Source organism: Pseudomonas sp. LFS044 (assembly GCF_047978245.1).
GTDB lineage: Bacteria > Pseudomonadota > Gammaproteobacteria > Pseudomonadales > Pseudomonadaceae > Aquipseudomonas.
Genome location: NZ_JBFPFX010000001.1, coordinates 219,907 through 236,467, shown reverse-complemented (window position 1 = coordinate 236,467; position 16,561 = coordinate 219,907). Strand labels below are relative to the sequence as shown.

The 16,561-nt window shown below is 57.3% G+C and carries 19 protein-coding genes and 1 pseudogene; 8 read left to right on the top strand and 12 right to left on the bottom strand.

The window, feature by feature from the left end:
• Window positions 1-37: 37 nt before the first annotated feature.
• Window positions 38-925, top strand: a complete 888-nt coding sequence (cynR, locus tag ACNQPL_RS01200; RefSeq protein ID WP_346612280.1) for a transcriptional regulator CynR — start codon at window positions 38-40, stop codon at window positions 923-925.
• 146 nt (window positions 926-1,071) lie between these two features.
• Here cynR and ACNQPL_RS01195 read toward each other — a convergent pair whose 3' ends face one another.
• The 3 genes from ACNQPL_RS01195 to ACNQPL_RS01185 all read right to left on the bottom strand — a co-directional run bounded on the left by ACNQPL_RS01195 (window position 1,072) and on the right by ACNQPL_RS01185 (window position 2,853).
• Window positions 1,072-1,548, bottom strand: a complete 477-nt coding sequence (locus ACNQPL_RS01195; protein WP_416465404.1) for a DUF1348 family protein — start codon at window positions 1,546-1,548, stop codon at window positions 1,072-1,074.
• A gap of 196 nt (window positions 1,549-1,744) precedes the next feature.
• Window positions 1,745-2,221 (bottom strand): DUF1348 family protein, encoded by a 477-nt coding sequence (locus tag ACNQPL_RS01190; RefSeq protein WP_132841733.1) that lies wholly within the window; start codon window positions 2,219-2,221, stop codon window positions 1,745-1,747.
• A gap of 53 nt (window positions 2,222-2,274) precedes the next feature.
• On the bottom strand, window positions 2,275-2,853 hold the full coding sequence (locus ACNQPL_RS01185; RefSeq protein WP_132842083.1) for a TetR family transcriptional regulator: 579 nt from the start codon (window positions 2,851-2,853) through the stop codon (window positions 2,275-2,277).
• A gap of 383 nt (window positions 2,854-3,236) precedes the next feature.
• Between ACNQPL_RS01185 and ACNQPL_RS01180 the strand changes: the two genes are divergently transcribed.
• On the top strand, window positions 3,237-4,223 hold the full coding sequence (locus ACNQPL_RS01180) for a LysR family transcriptional regulator (protein WP_416465402.1): 987 nt from the start codon (window positions 3,237-3,239) through the stop codon (window positions 4,221-4,223).
• Window positions 4,224-4,242: 19 nt separating this feature from the next.
• Here ACNQPL_RS01180 and ACNQPL_RS01175 read toward each other — a convergent pair whose 3' ends face one another.
• Window positions 4,243-4,704 carry a RidA family protein gene (locus ACNQPL_RS01175; protein WP_019471974.1) on the bottom strand — a complete coding sequence of 154 codons (462 nt, stop codon included), beginning with the start codon at window positions 4,702-4,704 and terminating at the stop codon, window positions 4,243-4,245.
• A 207-nt stretch (window positions 4,705-4,911) separates the two neighbouring features.
• Between ACNQPL_RS01175 and ACNQPL_RS01170 the strand changes: the two genes are divergently transcribed.
• On the top strand, window positions 4,912-5,598 hold the full coding sequence (locus ACNQPL_RS01170) for a hydrolase (RefSeq protein WP_070383754.1): 687 nt from the start codon (window positions 4,912-4,914) through the stop codon (window positions 5,596-5,598).
• A 166-nt stretch (window positions 5,599-5,764) separates the two neighbouring features.
• A complete protein-coding gene (locus ACNQPL_RS01165; protein ID WP_387526975.1) occupies window positions 5,765-6,145 on the top strand; it encodes a helix-turn-helix domain-containing protein in 381 nt (126 codons plus the stop codon).
• A gap of 1,225 nt (window positions 6,146-7,370) precedes the next feature.
• On the opposite strand, the gene ACNQPL_RS01160 is transcribed toward ACNQPL_RS01165, so the two are convergent.
• Together ACNQPL_RS01160 and ACNQPL_RS01155 are read right to left on the bottom strand one after the other, a co-directional pair.
• A complete protein-coding gene (locus tag ACNQPL_RS01160) occupies window positions 7,371-7,799 on the bottom strand; it encodes a DNA methylase (RefSeq protein WP_387526969.1) in 429 nt (142 codons plus the stop codon).
• On the bottom strand, window positions 7,796-8,020 hold the full coding sequence (locus ACNQPL_RS01155; RefSeq protein WP_280344813.1) for a DUF2188 domain-containing protein: 225 nt from the start codon (window positions 8,018-8,020) through the stop codon (window positions 7,796-7,798). The genes ACNQPL_RS01160 and ACNQPL_RS01155 overlap by 4 nt, the downstream gene beginning before the upstream one ends.
• Window positions 8,021-8,265: 245 nt before the next feature.
• On the opposite strand from ACNQPL_RS01155, the gene ACNQPL_RS01150 reads away from it, so the two are divergent.
• Window positions 8,266-8,904, top strand: a complete 639-nt coding sequence (locus ACNQPL_RS01150; protein WP_416465399.1) for an RraA family protein — start codon at window positions 8,266-8,268, stop codon at window positions 8,902-8,904.
• A gap of 78 nt (window positions 8,905-8,982) precedes the next feature.
• Here ACNQPL_RS01150 and ACNQPL_RS01145 read toward each other — a convergent pair whose 3' ends face one another.
• From ACNQPL_RS01145 to ACNQPL_RS01130, 4 genes and pseudogenes are all read right to left on the bottom strand, one after another.
• On the bottom strand, window positions 8,983-9,432 hold the full coding sequence (locus tag ACNQPL_RS01145; protein WP_416465397.1) for a MarR family winged helix-turn-helix transcriptional regulator: 450 nt from the start codon (window positions 9,430-9,432) through the stop codon (window positions 8,983-8,985).
• 109 nt (window positions 9,433-9,541) lie between these two features.
• Window positions 9,542-10,528 (bottom strand): aldo/keto reductase, encoded by a 987-nt coding sequence (locus ACNQPL_RS01140; protein WP_416465395.1) that lies wholly within the window; start codon window positions 10,526-10,528, stop codon window positions 9,542-9,544.
• 47 nt (window positions 10,529-10,575) lie between these two features.
• Window positions 10,576-10,710, bottom strand: a pseudogene (locus tag ACNQPL_RS01135) (PaaI family thioesterase); the annotation flags it as partial.
• Between the two features lie 47 nt (window positions 10,711-10,757).
• The gene (locus ACNQPL_RS01130; protein WP_416465393.1) at window positions 10,758-11,594 is read right to left on the bottom strand and encodes an autoinducer binding domain-containing protein; all 837 of its coding nucleotides are present in this window, start codon (window positions 11,592-11,594) and stop codon (window positions 10,758-10,760) included.
• A gap of 215 nt (window positions 11,595-11,809) precedes the next feature.
• Between ACNQPL_RS01130 and ACNQPL_RS01125 the strand changes: the two genes are divergently transcribed.
• Complete coding sequence (locus tag ACNQPL_RS01125; RefSeq protein WP_416465391.1) at window positions 11,810-13,033, top strand: multidrug effflux MFS transporter; 1,224 nt, start codon at window positions 11,810-11,812, stop codon at window positions 13,031-13,033.
• 236 nt (window positions 13,034-13,269) lie between these two features.
• On the opposite strand, the gene ACNQPL_RS01120 is transcribed toward ACNQPL_RS01125, so the two are convergent.
• Both ACNQPL_RS01120 and ACNQPL_RS01115 read right to left on the bottom strand, forming a co-directional pair.
• Window positions 13,270-13,566: a hypothetical protein gene (locus tag ACNQPL_RS01120; protein WP_416465389.1), complete on the bottom strand. Its 297-nt coding sequence runs from the start codon at window positions 13,564-13,566 to the stop codon at window positions 13,270-13,272.
• A 172-nt stretch (window positions 13,567-13,738) separates the two neighbouring features.
• Window positions 13,739-14,443 carry an NUDIX hydrolase gene (locus tag ACNQPL_RS01115; RefSeq protein ID WP_416465387.1) on the bottom strand — a complete coding sequence of 235 codons (705 nt, stop codon included), beginning with the start codon at window positions 14,441-14,443 and terminating at the stop codon, window positions 13,739-13,741.
• 138 nt (window positions 14,444-14,581) lie between these two features.
• On the opposite strand from ACNQPL_RS01115, the gene ACNQPL_RS01110 reads away from it, so the two are divergent.
• On the top strand, window positions 14,582-15,232 hold the full coding sequence (locus ACNQPL_RS01110; RefSeq protein WP_416465385.1) for a nicotinamidase: 651 nt from the start codon (window positions 14,582-14,584) through the stop codon (window positions 15,230-15,232).
• Window positions 15,229-16,428, top strand: a complete 1,200-nt coding sequence (pncB, locus tag ACNQPL_RS01105) for a nicotinate phosphoribosyltransferase (RefSeq protein WP_346612268.1) — start codon at window positions 15,229-15,231, stop codon at window positions 16,426-16,428. The genes ACNQPL_RS01110 and pncB overlap by 4 nt, the downstream gene beginning before the upstream one ends.
• Window positions 16,429-16,561: the final 133 nt, after the last annotated feature.

Below are 16,561 nucleotides of genomic sequence, written 5' to 3'. Positions count from 1 at the left end.
ATTATGCAGTAGATCAGATAATCTTATGGGTCAACTTATGCTCGCTCGACACATCCAGTATTTCCTGGCGGTTGCTGAACATCTCAGTTTCACGAAAGCTGCAGCGGCTCTGCATGTCTCTCAGCCGGCCCTTTCGCAGCAAGTAAGGCAGTTGGAAGAAAGTCTTGGAGCCCAATTGTTCGACCGTTCAGGGCGCACAACGCGGCTGACAGACGCAGGCGATGTCTACCTTCTCTATGCACGCCGTGCGCATCAGGAGTTGCGGGAAGCTAAGAACGCTATCCATGACGTGAGCGACCTCAGCCGTGGCTCATTGCGCATTGCCGTAACGCCAACATTCACGACCTATCTGGTGGGGCCGCTGATCGAGGCATTTCACTCCAGGCATCCCAAAATCACCGTCAACCTGAAAGAGATCTCCCAAGAGCGCATCGAGGAATTGCTTTTGGCAGGAGAACTGGACGTAGGGATCGCGTTCGATGAAATAAATACACCGGACATTGAAGCCATCCCCTTGCTGAACGAAACGCTCGCTCTAGTGGTGAACCGAAAACACCGTTTGGCCGAGGAGCGGGCAATTACATCGAAAGGCCTGAGTGTTGAGTCTCTGGTTCTGCTCAGTACAGAGTTTGCCACTCGTGACCAAATCGACCGCTACTGCCGCAAACACGCGATTCGCCCTCAGGTGCAGATGGAGGTCAATGCTCTTGGGGCAGTGATTGAGATCGTTCGACGAACGCATCTTTCGACGTTGCTGCCTGCCAGAATTGCGTTGGCTCATGACGACCTAGTGGCCATCACCCTGGAGCCAGAACGTTTGCAGCGAACTGCCGTTCTTTTACGGCGAAAGGAAGCCTATCTGAGTGCAGCGGTGGGGGTTTTCATCGAGCTGGCTAAAGAAGTGTCCAGCGGTCTTGATGGGTGAGATAGCCACGCGGGCTGATGGCGCGGCTCGGCGCTCAGGGAAGGGAGACGGCACTTGCGGTGGGTTTCGGCGCGACTACCATGTCGACACCGTGCGGAAACAAAAAACCTGATCCTTGCGCTGTGAAGGATCAGGTTCTGCACGGCTTAGAGACCCAGTTCAGTCAAACCTGGGTGATCATCTGGCCGGCGACCCAGTGGCCAGTGGAACTTGCGCTCGCTTTCCTGGATAGGCATATCGTTGATGCAGGCAAAGCGGCGGTGCATCAGACCATCTGCCTCAAACTCCCAGTTTTCGTTGCCGTAGGAGCGGAACCAGTTGCCTGAATCATCGTGCCACTCGTAGGCGTAACGGACGGCGATGCGGTTGTCGGTGAATGCCCAGAGTTCTTTGATCAGACGATAGTCCAGCTCCTTCTTCCATTTGCGAGTTAGGAAACCCTGGGCTTCTTCGCGATTGTTTGCAAACTCGGCGCGGTTACGCCATTGGGTGTCCAGGGTATAGGCGAGCGCAATTTTTTCAGGCTCGCGGGTATTCCAGCCATCTTCAGCGAGCCGGACTTTTTCAATCGCCGATTCGCGAGTAAAAGGAGGAAGTGGCGGGCGAGCTTGTGCGTTGGACATGGTGATGCCTCCAAATTTAGTGGATAAACAAATTTGATTGCAGGACGTTAAATCAGGCCAATGAAGCCAGGCCCGCCTGACGCGATATTCAAAGACGTGAAACGAATTAAAAGAGAGCGACTGAAAACCACCCTTAGCATCAGAAATAACATTCCTGCACTAATGGCTTATTACAATATTGAAGCAGGTGTAGCGATTACAGACCCAGTTCAGTCAGACCTGGGTGATCATCCGGACGGCGCCCAAGTGGCCAGTGGAACTTGCGCTCGCTTTCCTTGATGGGCATGTCGTTGATGCAGGCGAAGCGGCGATGCATCAAGCCATCTGCCTCAAACTCCCAGTTTTCGTTGCCGTAGGAGCGGAACCAGTTGCCCGAATCGTCGTGCCACTCGTAGGCATAACGGACGGCGATGCGGTTGTCGGTGAAGGCCCAAAGCTCTTTGATCAGACGGTAGTCCAGCTCCTTCTTCCACTTACGAGTGAGGAAACCCTGGGCTTCTTCGCGATTGGTCGCAAACTCGGCGCGGTTTCGCCATTGGGTGTCCAGCGTGTAGGCGAGCGCGATTTTTTCGGGCTCGCGGGTATTCCAACCATCCTCAGCGAGTCGGACTTTTTCAATGGCCGATTCGCGAGTGAACGGAGGAAGTGGCGGACGAGCAGTTTCGTTGGACATGAGGGTGCCTCCAATCATTTGGATCGTTCAGTGGAATTAGCGGTTCTGGAACGTTAAGCGCTTGTGCGCGGTACTTCTTTGAGCAAAATGTTAGCGATTTCTTTAGCACTATCCAGGGCGGTGAAATCACCCATTACCCGGGCCACGGTTATAGTGCCCTCTATAAGCACGAAAAACTGCTTAGCCAAAACAATCGGATCTTTGACGCCTAAATCTTTAGTAAGCTCTAGCGTGTAGTCAAGTAGCTTTTGTTTATGCAGCTTTGCGATTTGCCGAATAGGGTCATCTGCATCGCCCACTTCTCCGGCAGTGTTAATAAAAGCACAGCCGCGAAAACCTTCAGACTCAAACCAGGACTTTAAGACATCAAAAATGCTAAGGATGCGTTCTTGTGGAGTTTGCGCCTTTTCGCATTCACTCCTGAACCACTGCATCCAGCGTACATCACGCGCATTCAGTGCCGCTGCTGCGACATCGTCTTTATTCGCGAAATAGCGATAAATACTTTTACGCGCTACGCCAGAGGTCTTTACCAGGAGATCCATGCCAGTGGCGTGGATCCCATTTTCGTAAATCAGCTTTTCGGCAGTAGCCAGAATTTTTTCACGTGTATCGGTCATTGGCTTATCCATGTAGCCAGAGTAGAACGGTCGTTCTCCCTGGTCAAGCATCTCTTCTGAATTTTTTTGATTGTACGTGTGAGAAGGGTTTTCAATCGAGACTGCGCTCCAATCTGCGCCCGGCCATTCGAGAGGATCGAAAGCCTCGATTACCGAGGCTGCCGAAGCACCCTACCTGGCTCCGGTCTTAGGCGGTGCCTCAGTCAACCTGCTGATGATTTGTGTAGGGAGGCATTAAAGCGACGGGGCGTCTCACCGCGAGGGTATGGGCAAGGTTGATAATCCGCTGCTCGCACAGGCCTAGCGGCGGGTTTTCTTTTTCCCCCCTGACATGCCCCAAGTTACACCTTGGTTGGCTAAGCCCCTTCTCGTATCATCAGCCCTCCCTACCCGGAATGATTTACGTGAAGCCGTCACCTGGAAGTGCCCAGCCTGTCCCTGCAAATGCCAATGGCCCTAAGTGGGATGTCGGTGAAGCTGTCAGCCGGCTGTCTTGGGACGACTTGCGGATCATCAAAACGCTGAGCGACTGTAGCAATCGCGCCGCTACCGCCAAGAGGCTCGGCATCAATGTCTCCACCGTCTCGCGGCGGGTTGCGCAGGTTGAGAAGACGCTGGGGGTTGCGCTGTTCGATCATCGCAAGGCGGGGTATTTGCTAACCGCCGAAGGTGCAGAGCTGCGTGCACTGGCCGAGCGCGTTGAGCTGGACATCGTCAGTGTCACTCGCAGGGTTTCTCGTGCCGGCCAAGGCCCCTTGGGGAAACTGCGAATTACCACCAGCGACTCGCTGCTGCTGTACTTTCTTACGCCGATCATCGCGGACTTCAAAGCCGCCAATGAGGGGATCACGATTGAAGTGCTGGTCGGCAACCAGACGTTGAGCCTGGCGAGAGACGAGTCGGACATCGCGGTGCGCGCGACCAAGAAACCGGCAGATGCCCTTGTGGGTCGCAAGCTCGCCAACATCGCCTGGGCGCCATATGGCAGCGTCAAGCAGGCGGCAATTGCCGATCCTTTCGCTGAGGGCCAGCCGTGGGTGTCCTACTCGGGAGGCCTGTGCGGTTTGAAGGCAACGAGCTACGTCGAATGTCGGGTGCCCCCGGAGCAAATCTCTTATCGCACCGATTCGGTCGCAGCAGCGAGCGCTGCAATTGCGGCGGGCCTCGGTTTTGGTTTCCTCCCCTGCATGCTGGGCGATATGACCCCTGGGTTGGTTCGGGCAGGCCCAGTGGTGCAAGAGCTTCAGGACGAGCTTTGGCTGCTTACCCACCAGGACATCAGGAAGTCCTGGCGGGTGAAGGCATTCATGACATTTTGTGCGGCTGCTGTGGCCGACCTCAAACCGCTGGTCGAAGGTCAGCAGGCCATCCCGGCTTCATAGCTGAAACCCCGAGCGCAGGTCACTTGGCCTGGGCACCGATCACCGCACGGCACACAATCTCGATCAGTTGTGGACGCTGAGCGAGCCGCGATACGCCGATGATATTGCTGGCCGCCTGCGGGCGCTCGGTGCCATACGCCGCCTTGCGCACCTTGCCGACAACGGCAAAGGCTGCATCCATGTCCAATACATACAGCGTCTCTTCAACGACGTCCTGCATCGTGGCGCCATACAAGGCCAACAACTTGGCAATGTTGTCGTAGGACACCCGCATCTGTTCGCCCATCGACGAGAAATCGCTCGGACGACCGTCAGCATCCAGTGGCGCCGGTGCTACCAGATTGCCCTCTTCGTCATGGTTGAACTGCCCCGAGATGAAGATCTCGTTCCCAACTCGCCGCGCTTGCGGATAGCCATAGGCCTCTTCCCATGAAACGCCCCAGTAGGCGGTGTCGTCGTTGAAAGGTCGTGAAGCGGCCATTGGTTTCTCCTCGGCGAAAAATGGATCGACGTGATCCGACTGGCCGAGATCCTAGCACCGGATTGGACGCCTTCTGTGGTGCATTAATGCGATTCCAAAGGCGCAAAAGTGCGCCACCGCTTCGCTGAGTGTTTCGCTATCTTGTGATGGCACTCGGCGACGACTCGCCGAAAAACTCTCGCTACCGTTCAGCAAAAGGGAAGAACAATGAGCAATCCACACACTGAAGTCCTGACCCCGCTCAACAGCCAGCTGATCTTCATTGATCAGCAACCGCAAATGGCTTTTGGCGTGCAGAGCATCGACCGGCAGACGTTGAAAAACAACACCGTGGGCCTGGCCAAAGCAGCCAAGATCTTCAATGTGCCGACCATCTTTACCACGGTCGAAACCGAGAGTTTTTCCGGCCATACCTACCCCGAGCTGCTCGCGGTCTTCCCTGACGCTCCATTGCTTGAGCGCACGTCCATGAACTCCTGGGACGATCAGAAAGTGCGTGATGCGCTGAAGAAGAACGGTCGAAACAAGATTATCGTTTCGGGCCTGTGGACTGAGGTCTGCAACACCACCTTCGCACTGTCGGCCATGCACGATGCAGGCTATGAGATCTACATGGTTGCCGACGCTTCCGGTGGCACGACCAAGGATGCCCACGACTACGCCATGCAGCGCATGATCCAGGCAGGTGTGGTGCCGGTGACCTGGCAACAGGTGCTGCTGGAGTGGCAGCGCGACTGGAAAAACCGTGACACCTACGATGCGGTGATGGAGCTGGTCAAGGAACACTCAGGCGCCTACGGCATGGGCGTCGACTACGCCTACACCATGGTGCACAAAGCGCCAGAGCGCGTTCAGCACGGCCCCACCTTGGCACCCGTGGCCGCGCCGATCTGAGACCTTATCAGCCCCAGGCTTGGTTTCTGATCGACAACCAGGGGCTGGAATCAGCTGATCCGGGCTAGACCATCGAGACGGAATATTCTGAAGCCATAGAAGAGGCTTCAGCGAACCGCGCTGCCCGGATCAACCACCTCCAAATTTTCAGGATGAATTGATTCCCATGAACAGTGCTAACGGTATCGTGATAGCCACCGTCGCGATTCAATGGACGGGACGGCTCAAACCTTGGCAGGTGACCACTGCCAAGCAAATGATGTTGGATCATCTGGATATAGGTATATCGGTCACTGCACTGGCCGAAGCCTGCGGCTTGTCACGCAGCCATTTCTCGCGAATGTTCAAGGAATCCACGCATGTCTCTCCGCAACAGTGGTTGCGTGAGCAGCGGCTCAGGAAGAGTAAAGAATTGCTGGAGGCATCGACGATGATGCTCGCCGAGATCGCCCTAGAGTGCGGCTTCTACGACCAGCCGCATTTCTGTCGGACGTTTATGAGATCTGTAGGGATGACACCTCAGGCATGGCAGCAGCAGGCTATTTAGCAGGGACAGGTTCGCTATCCACATCCTACTAAGCTAGCGCCGCTAGCGCCTTCCTGGCTATTTCGACTTGCACAGTCGTACTCCGCTTCCGCCCGGGTGGGGTAGTTCAAGGCCAGTCGTGTTTTGCCATGGGTGTCGTAGAGCTCCTACCCCGCACCAAGGGCAGCTGGGACGCCGATTCGGCGAGGGAATTGCTCTCAGCAGCCTGCTGAACGGCAGGTAGCGTAAAGCTCCGATCAAGAAGGTGGTGGTGGTGACCTATTGGCCGCCACCCAGGTGATTCCACCCGCTATACGCCGACTTCAATACGTGGGGGTCTGCCCATTTCCAGAAAACGTCACCGCGAATCCGCATGCCGACCTCATACGACTTTAGTCTTATTTGTGGGGTGTTCTCACCATAGCGCAGCGAAGCGGCAAAGCCATCACCGGCGAGCGGATTATCGACCCCTTATATGACGGGATGTGCCGCGTGATTCAGGTTAACGGCGGACTGGCTCAGCAGAGCTCAGGTTGTCCAAGAATTTTGAAGGCCTTCAGAAGGTTGCTTCGGAGTGCGGATTTGCACCATCTGCCCACGTTCATGAGGTCTCTATACGAACGGAGGCGGGCTAGATCTAGCACCACCTGCCGGCCACGTCTTCTCATCACTACTTTTCGAACTGCGAGGGCGCTGTAGCCCTGTTGCGCCGCGCTCGGCAACTGCAGCTCTCTAGCATCAGCTTGACTATGCACAGTGATTTTCTGAGCGCGTAGGGCATCATCCGTACACCGCAGGACGCGCCGAACGAGGCATCGATCTTTTGCAGAGCCTCCATCGCTTTCAACCACAAGGCAGGCTGCCGCTAGCACCTCGGCTATCAACTGCTCAGCTTGATCTCTATTTTGGTTCGGCATGCGCCTTTTCCTTGCACCGAAGTCCGATAGACCCCCTCGTAAAGCATACGGCCAGCCGTATTGAGCTGACACGAGGGGCATATCGCCCTGGCAACGTTGAGGCGATAACCGTCAGGATGCAAGAAGAATTGGGAGGAGTGGCTTACTTCGAGACCGGAGATGTCTCCCCGCCAAGATTAATATGCCGGAGAAAGCACCGGTGCACAGGGGCACCATTAACTGTTGTCCAGGGTTTGTAATGCTACCCATCATGGACAAGGCCAGCAGCCCCATAGCCACCAAAAGTCCAACGCTGCCAAGCGCGGTAAGAAGCCATCCAACTACACGCATTACTTTTCTCCCAGAACAGCTTCACGCTTGAAGATTTCCAATGTCTTCGGCCCTATGCCCTTGAAGCTGAGCAGCCACGCGTCAAACTCAGCTGACTTCATTGACCCGCTCTCTACAGCATTCGTTCGAGATTCCAGCTCGGCAGCCAGGCCAACACCTAACTCGTGCAATCGGGTCGCAGTGGATTCGTCGTACCGCGCATAACCTGCCTGGCCCAAGAGCCTGACGAGATCCCGATGGGAGCAGCCAGCCAATTTTTCAGGCGTATCCAACCCATGGCGATCAACCAAATTTCGGTACGCTTCAAACGCGACAGAGGAACGAATCCTCTTCCCGATCAAAAAGCTCGCGAGCAGCCACTTGTACAGCCCGTGGCCGCTCGGCTCGCTGACATCGATACCAAGCTCGGCTGCAGTGATAGGCGTCACCCTTTTGAACGCCTCGGATCAGCAGAACGCGGGTAGGTGCGTTCTTCTTCGATGGTGCCATCCGCCTTGTGGATCTTCACCGATGCTGTTTTGCCGTGAAAGAAGTCGGACAGTGAGCTAACCAGTTCTTGCTTGGTGGCGGCACGCTTCGAAGCACGTTCAGCGCCGGCTTTTTTGAGTTCCCAACCATCGGCGGTTGGGCTCAGGTGATAGGTATCCATGCGTAGCTCCTCGGATCTAGATCGACTCTGCGTCGTCTTGAATGCCTTCCTCCGTCTCTGCTGCGTCCGTAGCATCGGCATCATCCCACGTCGCCGGCCAGACCGATGAGTCGCTGTTACGCGTTGGCATGAGCGCACTGGAGGCGATTGCCGCCGTGTTGAAGGGCGGAGCACCTGCCCACCCAGTTAACCAGCCTGTGCCGAAGTCGTTCAGCTAAGCCTTTTTCCGATACTGGAGGTATCCTATGTTCATCAATGTGTCCGATGACTCGATCAGTGTTAACGCCACCTGGGAGCGAGCTGACCTGGCGTTGATCGAGGAAATCTCGCATTACCCAGTAGCACTCATCGGCGACGTACTCCACCGGATGGGCATGATGGCTTCGGCCATTCGCCACACCGCAGGCAAGCCTGCGTTTTACGGCACCATCCTGCCGCTCAACACTCGCGAGGGTGACAACCTCGCGATTCATCGTGCGCTGGACGAAGCGCAGCCAGGCGATGTGCTGGTGATCAACGGCAACAGTGAAGTGAACCGCTCTGTTTTCGGTGACCTGCTCGGGGAGATCTGCCTGGCAAAGCAGGTTGCTGCGGTCGTCATCGATGGCGCGGTACGTGACATTGAAGAACTCGACAGCATGGGGCTGCCTATCTATGCCCGTGCGGTGAACCCAGCCGGCCCCTCAAAATGGGGCCCAGGGCAGGTCGGCGTCCCAGTTGCCTGCGGTAATGTCGTTTGCTACCCAGGTGATGCCATTATTGGTGACCGCGACGGCATCATCGTGATTGCCCGCAGCCTGCTGCCGAACCTGGCTGAGAAGGTGAAACTCCAGGACGGCTACGAACACAGCTTGCGCGAGAAAATACGGGGAAGTCTGCGCTAACTATACCCGGCCCTTGGAAGCCTTGGTGGCGGCCGGTAATTGCCGCCACCAGCCCCTTAATGAACCTTCTGCTCCGAATTAAAGTTCAGGGCTTTCGTCGTCATCCAGGCATTGAATGCCGGCATCTAATATTTCGTGCAAGGTTGCGACAGTTTCTAATCCGAGTTTAGCGTTGAGCGCATTTTGCGCCTTCCTCCAGGCCCGCTGACCCTCTGCCTGCTTTTCACGGCCCGCTTCAGTGATGACAACCACACGGCTCCGGGCATCCGTACCCGGTTGGACTTCAATCCACCCATGCGCTACCAAAGGCTGAGTATTTCGAGTCAGCGTCGATGCATCCATCTGCATGCGTTTAGCGAGGTCACCTGGCCGGATTGGGCTAAGCCTTGCGACATAAGACAGCAGTGCATACTGGGTATTTTTCAGGCCCGTTGCAGCTACGTAGCCATCGTAATGGCGAGTCACCATTCGAGTGAGCTGCCTAAGTTTCAGGTTGGTACAGCCCTGAGGCTTACGGATGTTTTCCATAGAACAAACTTGCACCCACAACAGTTGTATATGCAAATATATCTGACAACCCTTTGGGCAACAAGCAACAACCGACCGATGCGCTCACGCTGAAGCAACAGGCGTTGAATTATTTCCCACCCCATGCGATTGGAGTTCTTGCTGGCGCGGAAGGGTTCAAGCTGCTCACCAGATCCAACCGATCAATTTGTTCCGGCGACATGGCCAAGCTCAAAGCGCCAAGGTTTTCCGCCATGTGAGATAGCGAGCGCGGCCCGATGATAGGTACGGAGCCATGAGTACCGGCCCAGGCGAGTGCAACCTGGCCTGGGGTGGTGTCAAGCTCATCGGCGATCTTGATCACGGTGTCCAATACCTGCGTTCGCTGAGCAGAGTTTTCCGGCTGAAAGACTTTCCCACCAAGGGCTTCAGCCCGCCCAGCTTCGCCTTTGCGGTATTTCCCGGTAAGCAACCCACCACCCAGAGGTGACCACGTTACCATGCCGAGGTTGAATGCCTGGGATGCGGGGAAAATATCCGCCTCGGGTTCGCGGTGCACCAAACTATGCTCAAATTGGACTGCAGCAATTGGCAGGGAGCGGGTAAGCTCAGCTATCGTCACAGCCCTTGAGAGCTGCCATGCCGAGAAATTCGACAGGCCTGCGTACAGGATCTTGCCGGCCCGGGCGAGATCATCGAGACCACGCAGGATCTCATCAACAGACGTCACACCGTCTGGGTGATGTACCCAGTACATATCGATGCGATCTGTACCCAAACGCTTCAAACTCGCCTCAACTGATGCAACCATCGCCTTTCGGCTATTGCCTGTAACCAGTAGATTTGCGTTGGGCTCAGCACCGTTTGTATATTTTGTGGCCAAGACAAAGTCTTCTCTACGGCCCTTCAGCAAATTGCCTAGAATCTGCTCGGACTGACCAAACTGATAGATGTCAGCGGTATCAATAAAATTGCCGCCTGCTTCAACGTAGGCATTGAAGAGCTCTTTGCTAACCTCAGCATCAGCTCCGTGACCCCAGCCAGTACCGAAATTACCAGTGCCCAGGGCTACTTGGGAAACCCGCAGACCGGTACTTCCAAAGGCTACATACTTCATATGACACTCCCAGTTAATAATAAGCTGCGCGACTGACCTAACCTGCTTCAGGCCCGGTGTTCAAATATCAAGCACGTTGTAGTTGCGTGCGCATAAAGCTTGCCGTCAGGGCCAACAATGCGACCCTCTGCTAGAGCAACTTGCCGCCCTGCCTGTATCACTTTCCCTTCGGCCCGCACTACCGAGGCTGTGGGAGTACGCCATCGAAAATCGCGTTGAACACCTCCATTCAGATATAGCCCATCGCGACGGCGTAAGAGACTGCCTGCACGCGGTTACTGGCGCCGATTTTGCGTTGGATGTTGCGGTGGTGGTAATTCACCGTATCGGTGCACACCCCCATGATCACGCCGATTTCCTCCGAGGTCTTGCCGTCGGCCGTCCAGCGCAGCACATCACATTCCCTACCGCTGAACTCCACATCCGTATTGAACACACGCACGTCGCTCTCCAGCTCGGAAATCTTCTCGTGGACCGCTGCGGCAAACGCCTTGGTCACCACCTTCAACGCCTCAAATTCCTGAAGACTGATGGGATTATCCTTGCGCGCCAGGCTTAACACCCCAACCCTCCCCTGGGTGTTGAACGAGGGCTGTGCCAGGCCGTGGCGTAAATTCGAGTCGTTGGCTTCGGACCACAGATCCGGGCACCCACGGAACAACTCATTGCTCCACAAAATGGGGGACGACGATACTTTGCTGTGTTTCACCGTGGGATCGATCACCGCGTAGTTAGCCGCCTGATATCGCTGCACCCAGTCCTCGGGATAATTGCCATACATATAAGTCCTGGGCCGCATGAACGGAGTCACGCTGCACATGCCGTAGGCAAAAAAATCAAACCGTAGTTCGCGCAAGGCCCTCAACGCGACAGCCGTAAACTCCTGCATATCCATGGTTCGCGCAAAGATACTATAAAAGTACGCATCCCATCCCAACTGCTGCCCTAATTCCATGCCGGAATGGCCCGTGAGCTGCTCGGCGGATGCCACGCCAGGAGGCAAGAGGCGAGCTCGAACCCTCTGCTCTTCTGCAAGCCAGCGTGCGGATTGGTCTATGCCTCCCATCGCCTACCTCCACCTAGATAGTTGCATATACAAATGTTGTAGATACAATAATCAAGCAACGGCATCGCAGCAAGCCCTTCCTGGCTTGAGCTGCTCCAGCCAAGCAGTGAGCCGACGAAGGGCAACCCGCCGTGGGGCGTCGACGGCCAGCATGGCCAGCTTTCAACGACGCCTTGGCGCAGCCACCCAATTCATTTCTTTGAGACAGACAGCGCATGAGCGACGACCAAATGCCGCAGGTAACCGTATTCAGAGGTGACGGCTCGCGCCGCATTTCAAACGTCACGACACTGCACTCTGGCGCTGTTCTGCTCTTGGCAGCGCTGGCGGCCATGGGGGCACTGGCCACGAACATCATCTTGCCTGCGTTCCCCTCCATGGCCCGCGACCTCGGGGCATCGATCAGCCAACTGAGTGGCACGCTGAGCAGTTTTTTCCTGGTGTTCGGACTGGGGCAGTTGGTCGTGGGCCCTCTATCGGATCGTTTTGGGCGGCAGCGCCTGGTGCTGTCCGGCTTGGCCATCTTCATGCTCGGAAGCGTCGTGTGCGCACTGGCAGATTCGCTGCCGGCGCTCATCGCTGGACGAAGCATTCAGGCACTGGGCGTGTGCGCTACAGCGGTTCTGTCGCGTGCCATTGCTCGTGACCTGTATGACGGTGCCGAGCTGGCACGCGCGCTCTCCCTGACCATGGTTGCCATGGCTGCTGCGCCGGGGTTTTCCCCGCTGATCGGCGGCATTTTGAGTAACGCTCTGGGCTGGCGAGCCCTGTTCATCATCATTGCGACAGTGGCGTTGATACTCGCGGTGATTTATCGCACGCGCTTGGGCGAAACGCATTTGCCGGACAGGCGTTCGCCGCTGTCAGTGGCAGCCGTGTTTCGCAGCTACGCAGCCCTAATCAACGACCGCAGCCTGATGGCCCCAGCCCTGGCAGTGAGCTTGGTGATCGGCGCACTGTACGCGTTCTTCGCTATGGCTCCAGCGGTGCTGCTAACAGGGTTCAGCTTGTCAACGCTGCAGTTCGGACTGTTTTTCGCGACGACTGTGGTGATCGTCTTCACCGCAGGCTTGATAGCACCTCGCCTGGCCAACCGCTTTGGCCAAATCACAGCTGCCCGGATCGGCCTGGTTGTCGCGCTTGCTGCCAGCGTGATGCTGCTGTTGGGGCCAATGGACTTCAAATACTTCTGCTTCGCGCTGAGCATTTTTCTGCTCGGTATGGGGCTGTTCAACCCACTCGGCACCGCTATCGCCCTGCATCCGTTTGCTAAGCAAGCTGGAGCAGCCTCCGCGTTGCTGGGCTTCATGCAAATGGGTTGCGCTGCCCTGGCCATCACCTGCGGCAATCTTCTTGCCCTGCCAGCGTATACGGTGCTTGGGGTCGTGCTACTTACCGCCATCGCACTAGCCTTCCTGTGCTTTTTGACTGCCAGGTAGAGAAGCTGGGATCAATGCTGAGGGCGACCCGAGCCCTTCAGGCCTGCCCCACAGGCGTGAAGGGCCCCGCCCCTGTGCCCATGTGATCGATTCAGCGTCACGTCCACGCACCATTCTTCGAAAAGGTCGCGTGCAAGGCGAGACTGTTTCCCAAAGAGGCTAACTCAGCTAAACGCCGGTGCATCGGTTAGCCTTGGAGGTGTATACGAAGCCAGGGGCGATCAATTCCTGGTTAACTAGACCAGCGCAAAAACGCTGACGCAGCCCTTCACATCGATGGCCACCGACAATACTTGTGGATCGCTCAGCTCAAAGCCGCGCTCTGTGTAAAAAAACTTCCACAGGGGTAATTGCACATCACCTTGAGCCTCGCATTGCGCAAAAGGGCCGAGCAGATTCACAAGCTCAACCAAGGTGGATTGCCCGCACACGATGTGTTCCAGAAGGTCTTCAATTTGGGTGGAGCTGCTGCTGAGGTCCTCGAGCAGCATTTTGTGCTCGATTGCGGTCAGGCGACTCGGGTCCGCGCGCATCAACTCAGAACTCCGCTGAATAGTTTTGTAGGACAATTGCCGGTTGCCGGCGATTCTACGCGCAGAATGTACCGGTTGGTACAAAAAGCTGATCAATTGTCATGAAATGCAGAATGTGCACGCATCCGCAACGCGCCTGCATGGCGAAACGCACTGCGTGAGCAACCCGCCCTCACACCCCTTCCGGCAACAGGCTGCGGTCGAACATGAACGGCCGCTCGCCTGGTGGTGAGTACTGATACAGCTGCTGCGGCCGGCCGAGCCGAGGCTGGTTCTTCTCGCCGGTATCGCGCACCCAGCCCAGCTCACGCAAGCGTTCCAGGCGCTTGCGCAGCGAGGTGCTGTTCACCGCTTGCCCCAGGCACGCCTGCACTGCCCCCAACGCGTCCAGCACGGTAAATTTTTCACCCAGCAGATTCAGCGGCAAGCTGCTGTACACCGTCTTGCTCGCCAACCGTTCGCGGGCGCGCTCCACCAGCAGGTTGTGATCGAACGGCAGCAGCACTTTGCGGCCCAACACACTGTCCAGGTCGAAAAAAGCCAACGTGTCACCCTCGACCTGCTGCTGGGGGTCAAGCAAAGCCAGGTAGTAGGTGCTCAATGACCAGCCGCGCGGGTCTCGGAAGGCATTGCCTTCGGTACCGACCTGCTCAAGGTAACGCGGCAACACCTGGGCCTTTTCACACAAGGCCCGCTCGGCAGCGGCCTCCAGGCTGGTGTCCGGGGTGCGGCCGTTGACGATCACGCCGGGCAGCGCCCATTGGGCGGCATGCGGCTCACGCTCGCGGCGGTGCAACAACACTTGCAGGTGTTGGGCTTCGGGGGCCAGGCGCAAGGCGACGATATCGACGCTGGCCAGGACTTCGGCTGTACTCACCAGGAGCCTCCACAGTTTAATGCCGCAATAATCCACCAGAGCGTTTAAGTAATGCAAGCTCGAACTGCGCTGTAGATTGTGCTTGACACACTTACTACACCAGATGAATTATGTAGCAAATCCAGCGAGGAGTGCCTCATGAAAATCGCCAGTTTCGATGTCGACGCGCAAAACGGCTTCACCGCCAACGCCCCGCAGGAACTGCCGGTACCCGAGGGCAATGAGATCGCCGCCGACCTCAACACCATGGCCCTGCGCGCCGACTTGCGCCTGGGCAGCAAGGACGCACACCCGGCCAATGCCGCCTGGGTGGTGTCAGAACCTACGCAAATGCTGCAGCCGCTGGCCCTGCCCAACGCCGACCTGACCTGGGTCAGCCACTGCGTGCCAGGCACCCCGGGTTTCGAACTGCTGCCTGGGCTGCCGGCCCCCATCGACTACGACTACTTCGTGTGGAAAGGCGTCGAACCGGACCTGCACCCCTACGGCGCGTGCTACCACGACCTGGCCGAACGGCGTTCCACCGGTGTCATCGAGTACCTCAAGGTGCAGCAGGTAGGCGCGGTGATCGTTGGCGGCCTGGCCCTGGATTACTGTGTCAAGACCACCGCCCAGCAACTGCGCCAGGCAGGCTTCCAGGTGCTGCTGTACTTGCCCGCCTGCCGCGCGCTGACCCAGCAAGGCGCAATCACCGCCTGCGGAGCGCTGGCTGCCGAAGGGGTTATCCTCTGCGGCGACGAGGCCGCGCTCGACTACCAGCTCTCTCTGATCAAGGAAGCCCGCCCATGAGCGACAGCGTTTTCGGCCCACGGATCATCCAGAACCTGCTGGACACCGACTTCTACAAGATCACCATGATGCAGGCGGTGCTGCACAACTACCCCAATGCCGAGGTGGAATGGGAATTTCGCTGCCGCAATGGCGAGGACCTCGCCCCTTACCTGGCGGAAATCCGCTACCAGGTGGAGCAACTGGCCGAGGTCACGGTCACCCACGACCAGCTGGCGTACCTGGAGAAGATCCCGTTCATCAAGCCGGACTTCATCCGCTTCCTCAGCCTGTTCCGCTTCAACCTGCGCTACGTCCAGGTTGGCCTGGATGACGCGGGGCAACTGGCGATCCGCGTGCGCGGGCCGTGGCTGCATGTGATTCTCTACGAGATCCCGCTGCTGGCGATCATCAGCGAAGTGCGCAACCGCTACCGCTACCGCGAGGTGGTGATGGAGCAGGTGGGCGAGCGGCTGTACCAGAAGCTCGACTGGCTCAAGGCCGAAGCCAGCCCCGATGAGCTGGCGGGCTTCCAGCTGGCCGATTTCGGCACGCGGCGGCGCTTTTCGTACCGGGTGCAGGAAGCAGTGGTGCACACCCTCAAGCGCGACTTCCCAGGCCGCTTCGTCGGCACCAGCAACGTGCACCTGGCCCGCGAGTATGAACTCAAACCCATCGGCACCATGGCCCACGAATGGTTCATGGCCCACCAGCAGCTCGGCCCGCGGCTGGTCGACAGCCAGGTTGCCGCGCTGGAATGCTGGGTACGGGAATACCGCGGCTTGCTGGGTATCGCGCTGACCGACTGCATCACCATGGAGGCGTTCATGGCCGATTTCGACCTGTACTTCGGCAAGCTGTTCGATGGCCTGCGCCACGACTCAGGTGACCCCCTGGCGTGGGCTGAAAAGGCCATTGCCCACTATGAACGGCTGGGGATCGACCCGCGCAGCAAGACGCTGATCTTTTCCGATGGGCTGGATTTTGCCAAGGCGTTGGGGCTGTACCGTGCCCTGCACGGGCGGATCAACGTGAGCTTTGGCATCGGCACCAACCTGACGTGTGATATTCCCGGTGTCGAGCCGATGAACATCGTGATCAAGATGACCGCCTGCAACGGCGCCCCGGTGGCGAAGATCAGCGACAGCCCGGGCAAGACCCAGTGCCGTGACGAAAACTTCGTGGCGTACCTGAAGCATGTATTCAAGGTGGCCTGAGCCACACGCCATATACCCCGCCCGGCTTGTTGGGCTGGAGGCTTTTACGGCGCAATACGTCCGGCTTTCAGTTCTTTCGTGCACCTCGTCCGTTAATACGAAAGTTATGGGAGCAAGCCGTTCGCCCCCAGCG

What these genes read in the sequence shown, in the direction of transcription:
- cynR (WP_346612280.1), top strand. Translation starts at nt 38, where the DNA reads ATGCTCGCTCGACACATCCAGTATTTCCTGGCGGTTGCTGAACATCTC.
- ACNQPL_RS01195 (WP_416465404.1), bottom strand. Translation starts at nt 1,548, where the DNA reads ATGTCCAACGCACAAGCTCGCCCGCCACTTCCTCCTTTTACTCGCGAA.
- ACNQPL_RS01190 (WP_132841733.1), bottom strand. Translation starts at nt 2,221, where the DNA reads ATGTCCAACGAAACTGCTCGTCCGCCACTTCCTCCGTTCACTCGCGAA.
- ACNQPL_RS01185 (WP_132842083.1), bottom strand. Translation starts at nt 2,853, where the DNA reads ATGGATAAGCCAATGACCGATACACGTGAAAAAATTCTGGCTACTGCC.
- ACNQPL_RS01180 (WP_416465402.1), top strand. Translation starts at nt 3,237, where the DNA reads ATGATTTACGTGAAGCCGTCACCTGGAAGTGCCCAGCCTGTCCCTGCA.
- ACNQPL_RS01175 (WP_019471974.1), bottom strand. Translation starts at nt 4,704, where the DNA reads ATGGCCGCTTCACGACCTTTCAACGACGACACCGCCTACTGGGGCGTT.
- ACNQPL_RS01170 (WP_070383754.1), top strand. Translation starts at nt 4,912, where the DNA reads ATGAGCAATCCACACACTGAAGTCCTGACCCCGCTCAACAGCCAGCTG.
- ACNQPL_RS01165 (WP_387526975.1), top strand. Translation starts at nt 5,765, where the DNA reads ATGAACAGTGCTAACGGTATCGTGATAGCCACCGTCGCGATTCAATGG.
- ACNQPL_RS01155 (WP_280344813.1), bottom strand. Translation starts at nt 8,020, where the DNA reads ATGGATACCTATCACCTGAGCCCAACCGCCGATGGTTGGGAACTCAAA.
- ACNQPL_RS01150 (WP_416465399.1), top strand. Translation starts at nt 8,266, where the DNA reads ATGTTCATCAATGTGTCCGATGACTCGATCAGTGTTAACGCCACCTGG.
- ACNQPL_RS01145 (WP_416465397.1), bottom strand. Translation starts at nt 9,432, where the DNA reads ATGGAAAACATCCGTAAGCCTCAGGGCTGTACCAACCTGAAACTTAGG.
- ACNQPL_RS01140 (WP_416465395.1), bottom strand. Translation starts at nt 10,528, where the DNA reads ATGAAGTATGTAGCCTTTGGAAGTACCGGTCTGCGGGTTTCCCAAGTA.
- ACNQPL_RS01130 (WP_416465393.1), bottom strand. Translation starts at nt 11,594, where the DNA reads ATGGGAGGCATAGACCAATCCGCACGCTGGCTTGCAGAAGAGCAGAGG.
- ACNQPL_RS01125 (WP_416465391.1), top strand. Translation starts at nt 11,810, where the DNA reads ATGAGCGACGACCAAATGCCGCAGGTAACCGTATTCAGAGGTGACGGC.
- ACNQPL_RS01120 (WP_416465389.1), bottom strand. Translation starts at nt 13,566, where the DNA reads ATGCGCGCGGACCCGAGTCGCCTGACCGCAATCGAGCACAAAATGCTG.
- ACNQPL_RS01110 (WP_416465385.1), top strand. Translation starts at nt 14,582, where the DNA reads ATGAAAATCGCCAGTTTCGATGTCGACGCGCAAAACGGCTTCACCGCC.
- pncB (WP_346612268.1), top strand. Translation starts at nt 15,229, where the DNA reads ATGAGCGACAGCGTTTTCGGCCCACGGATCATCCAGAACCTGCTGGAC.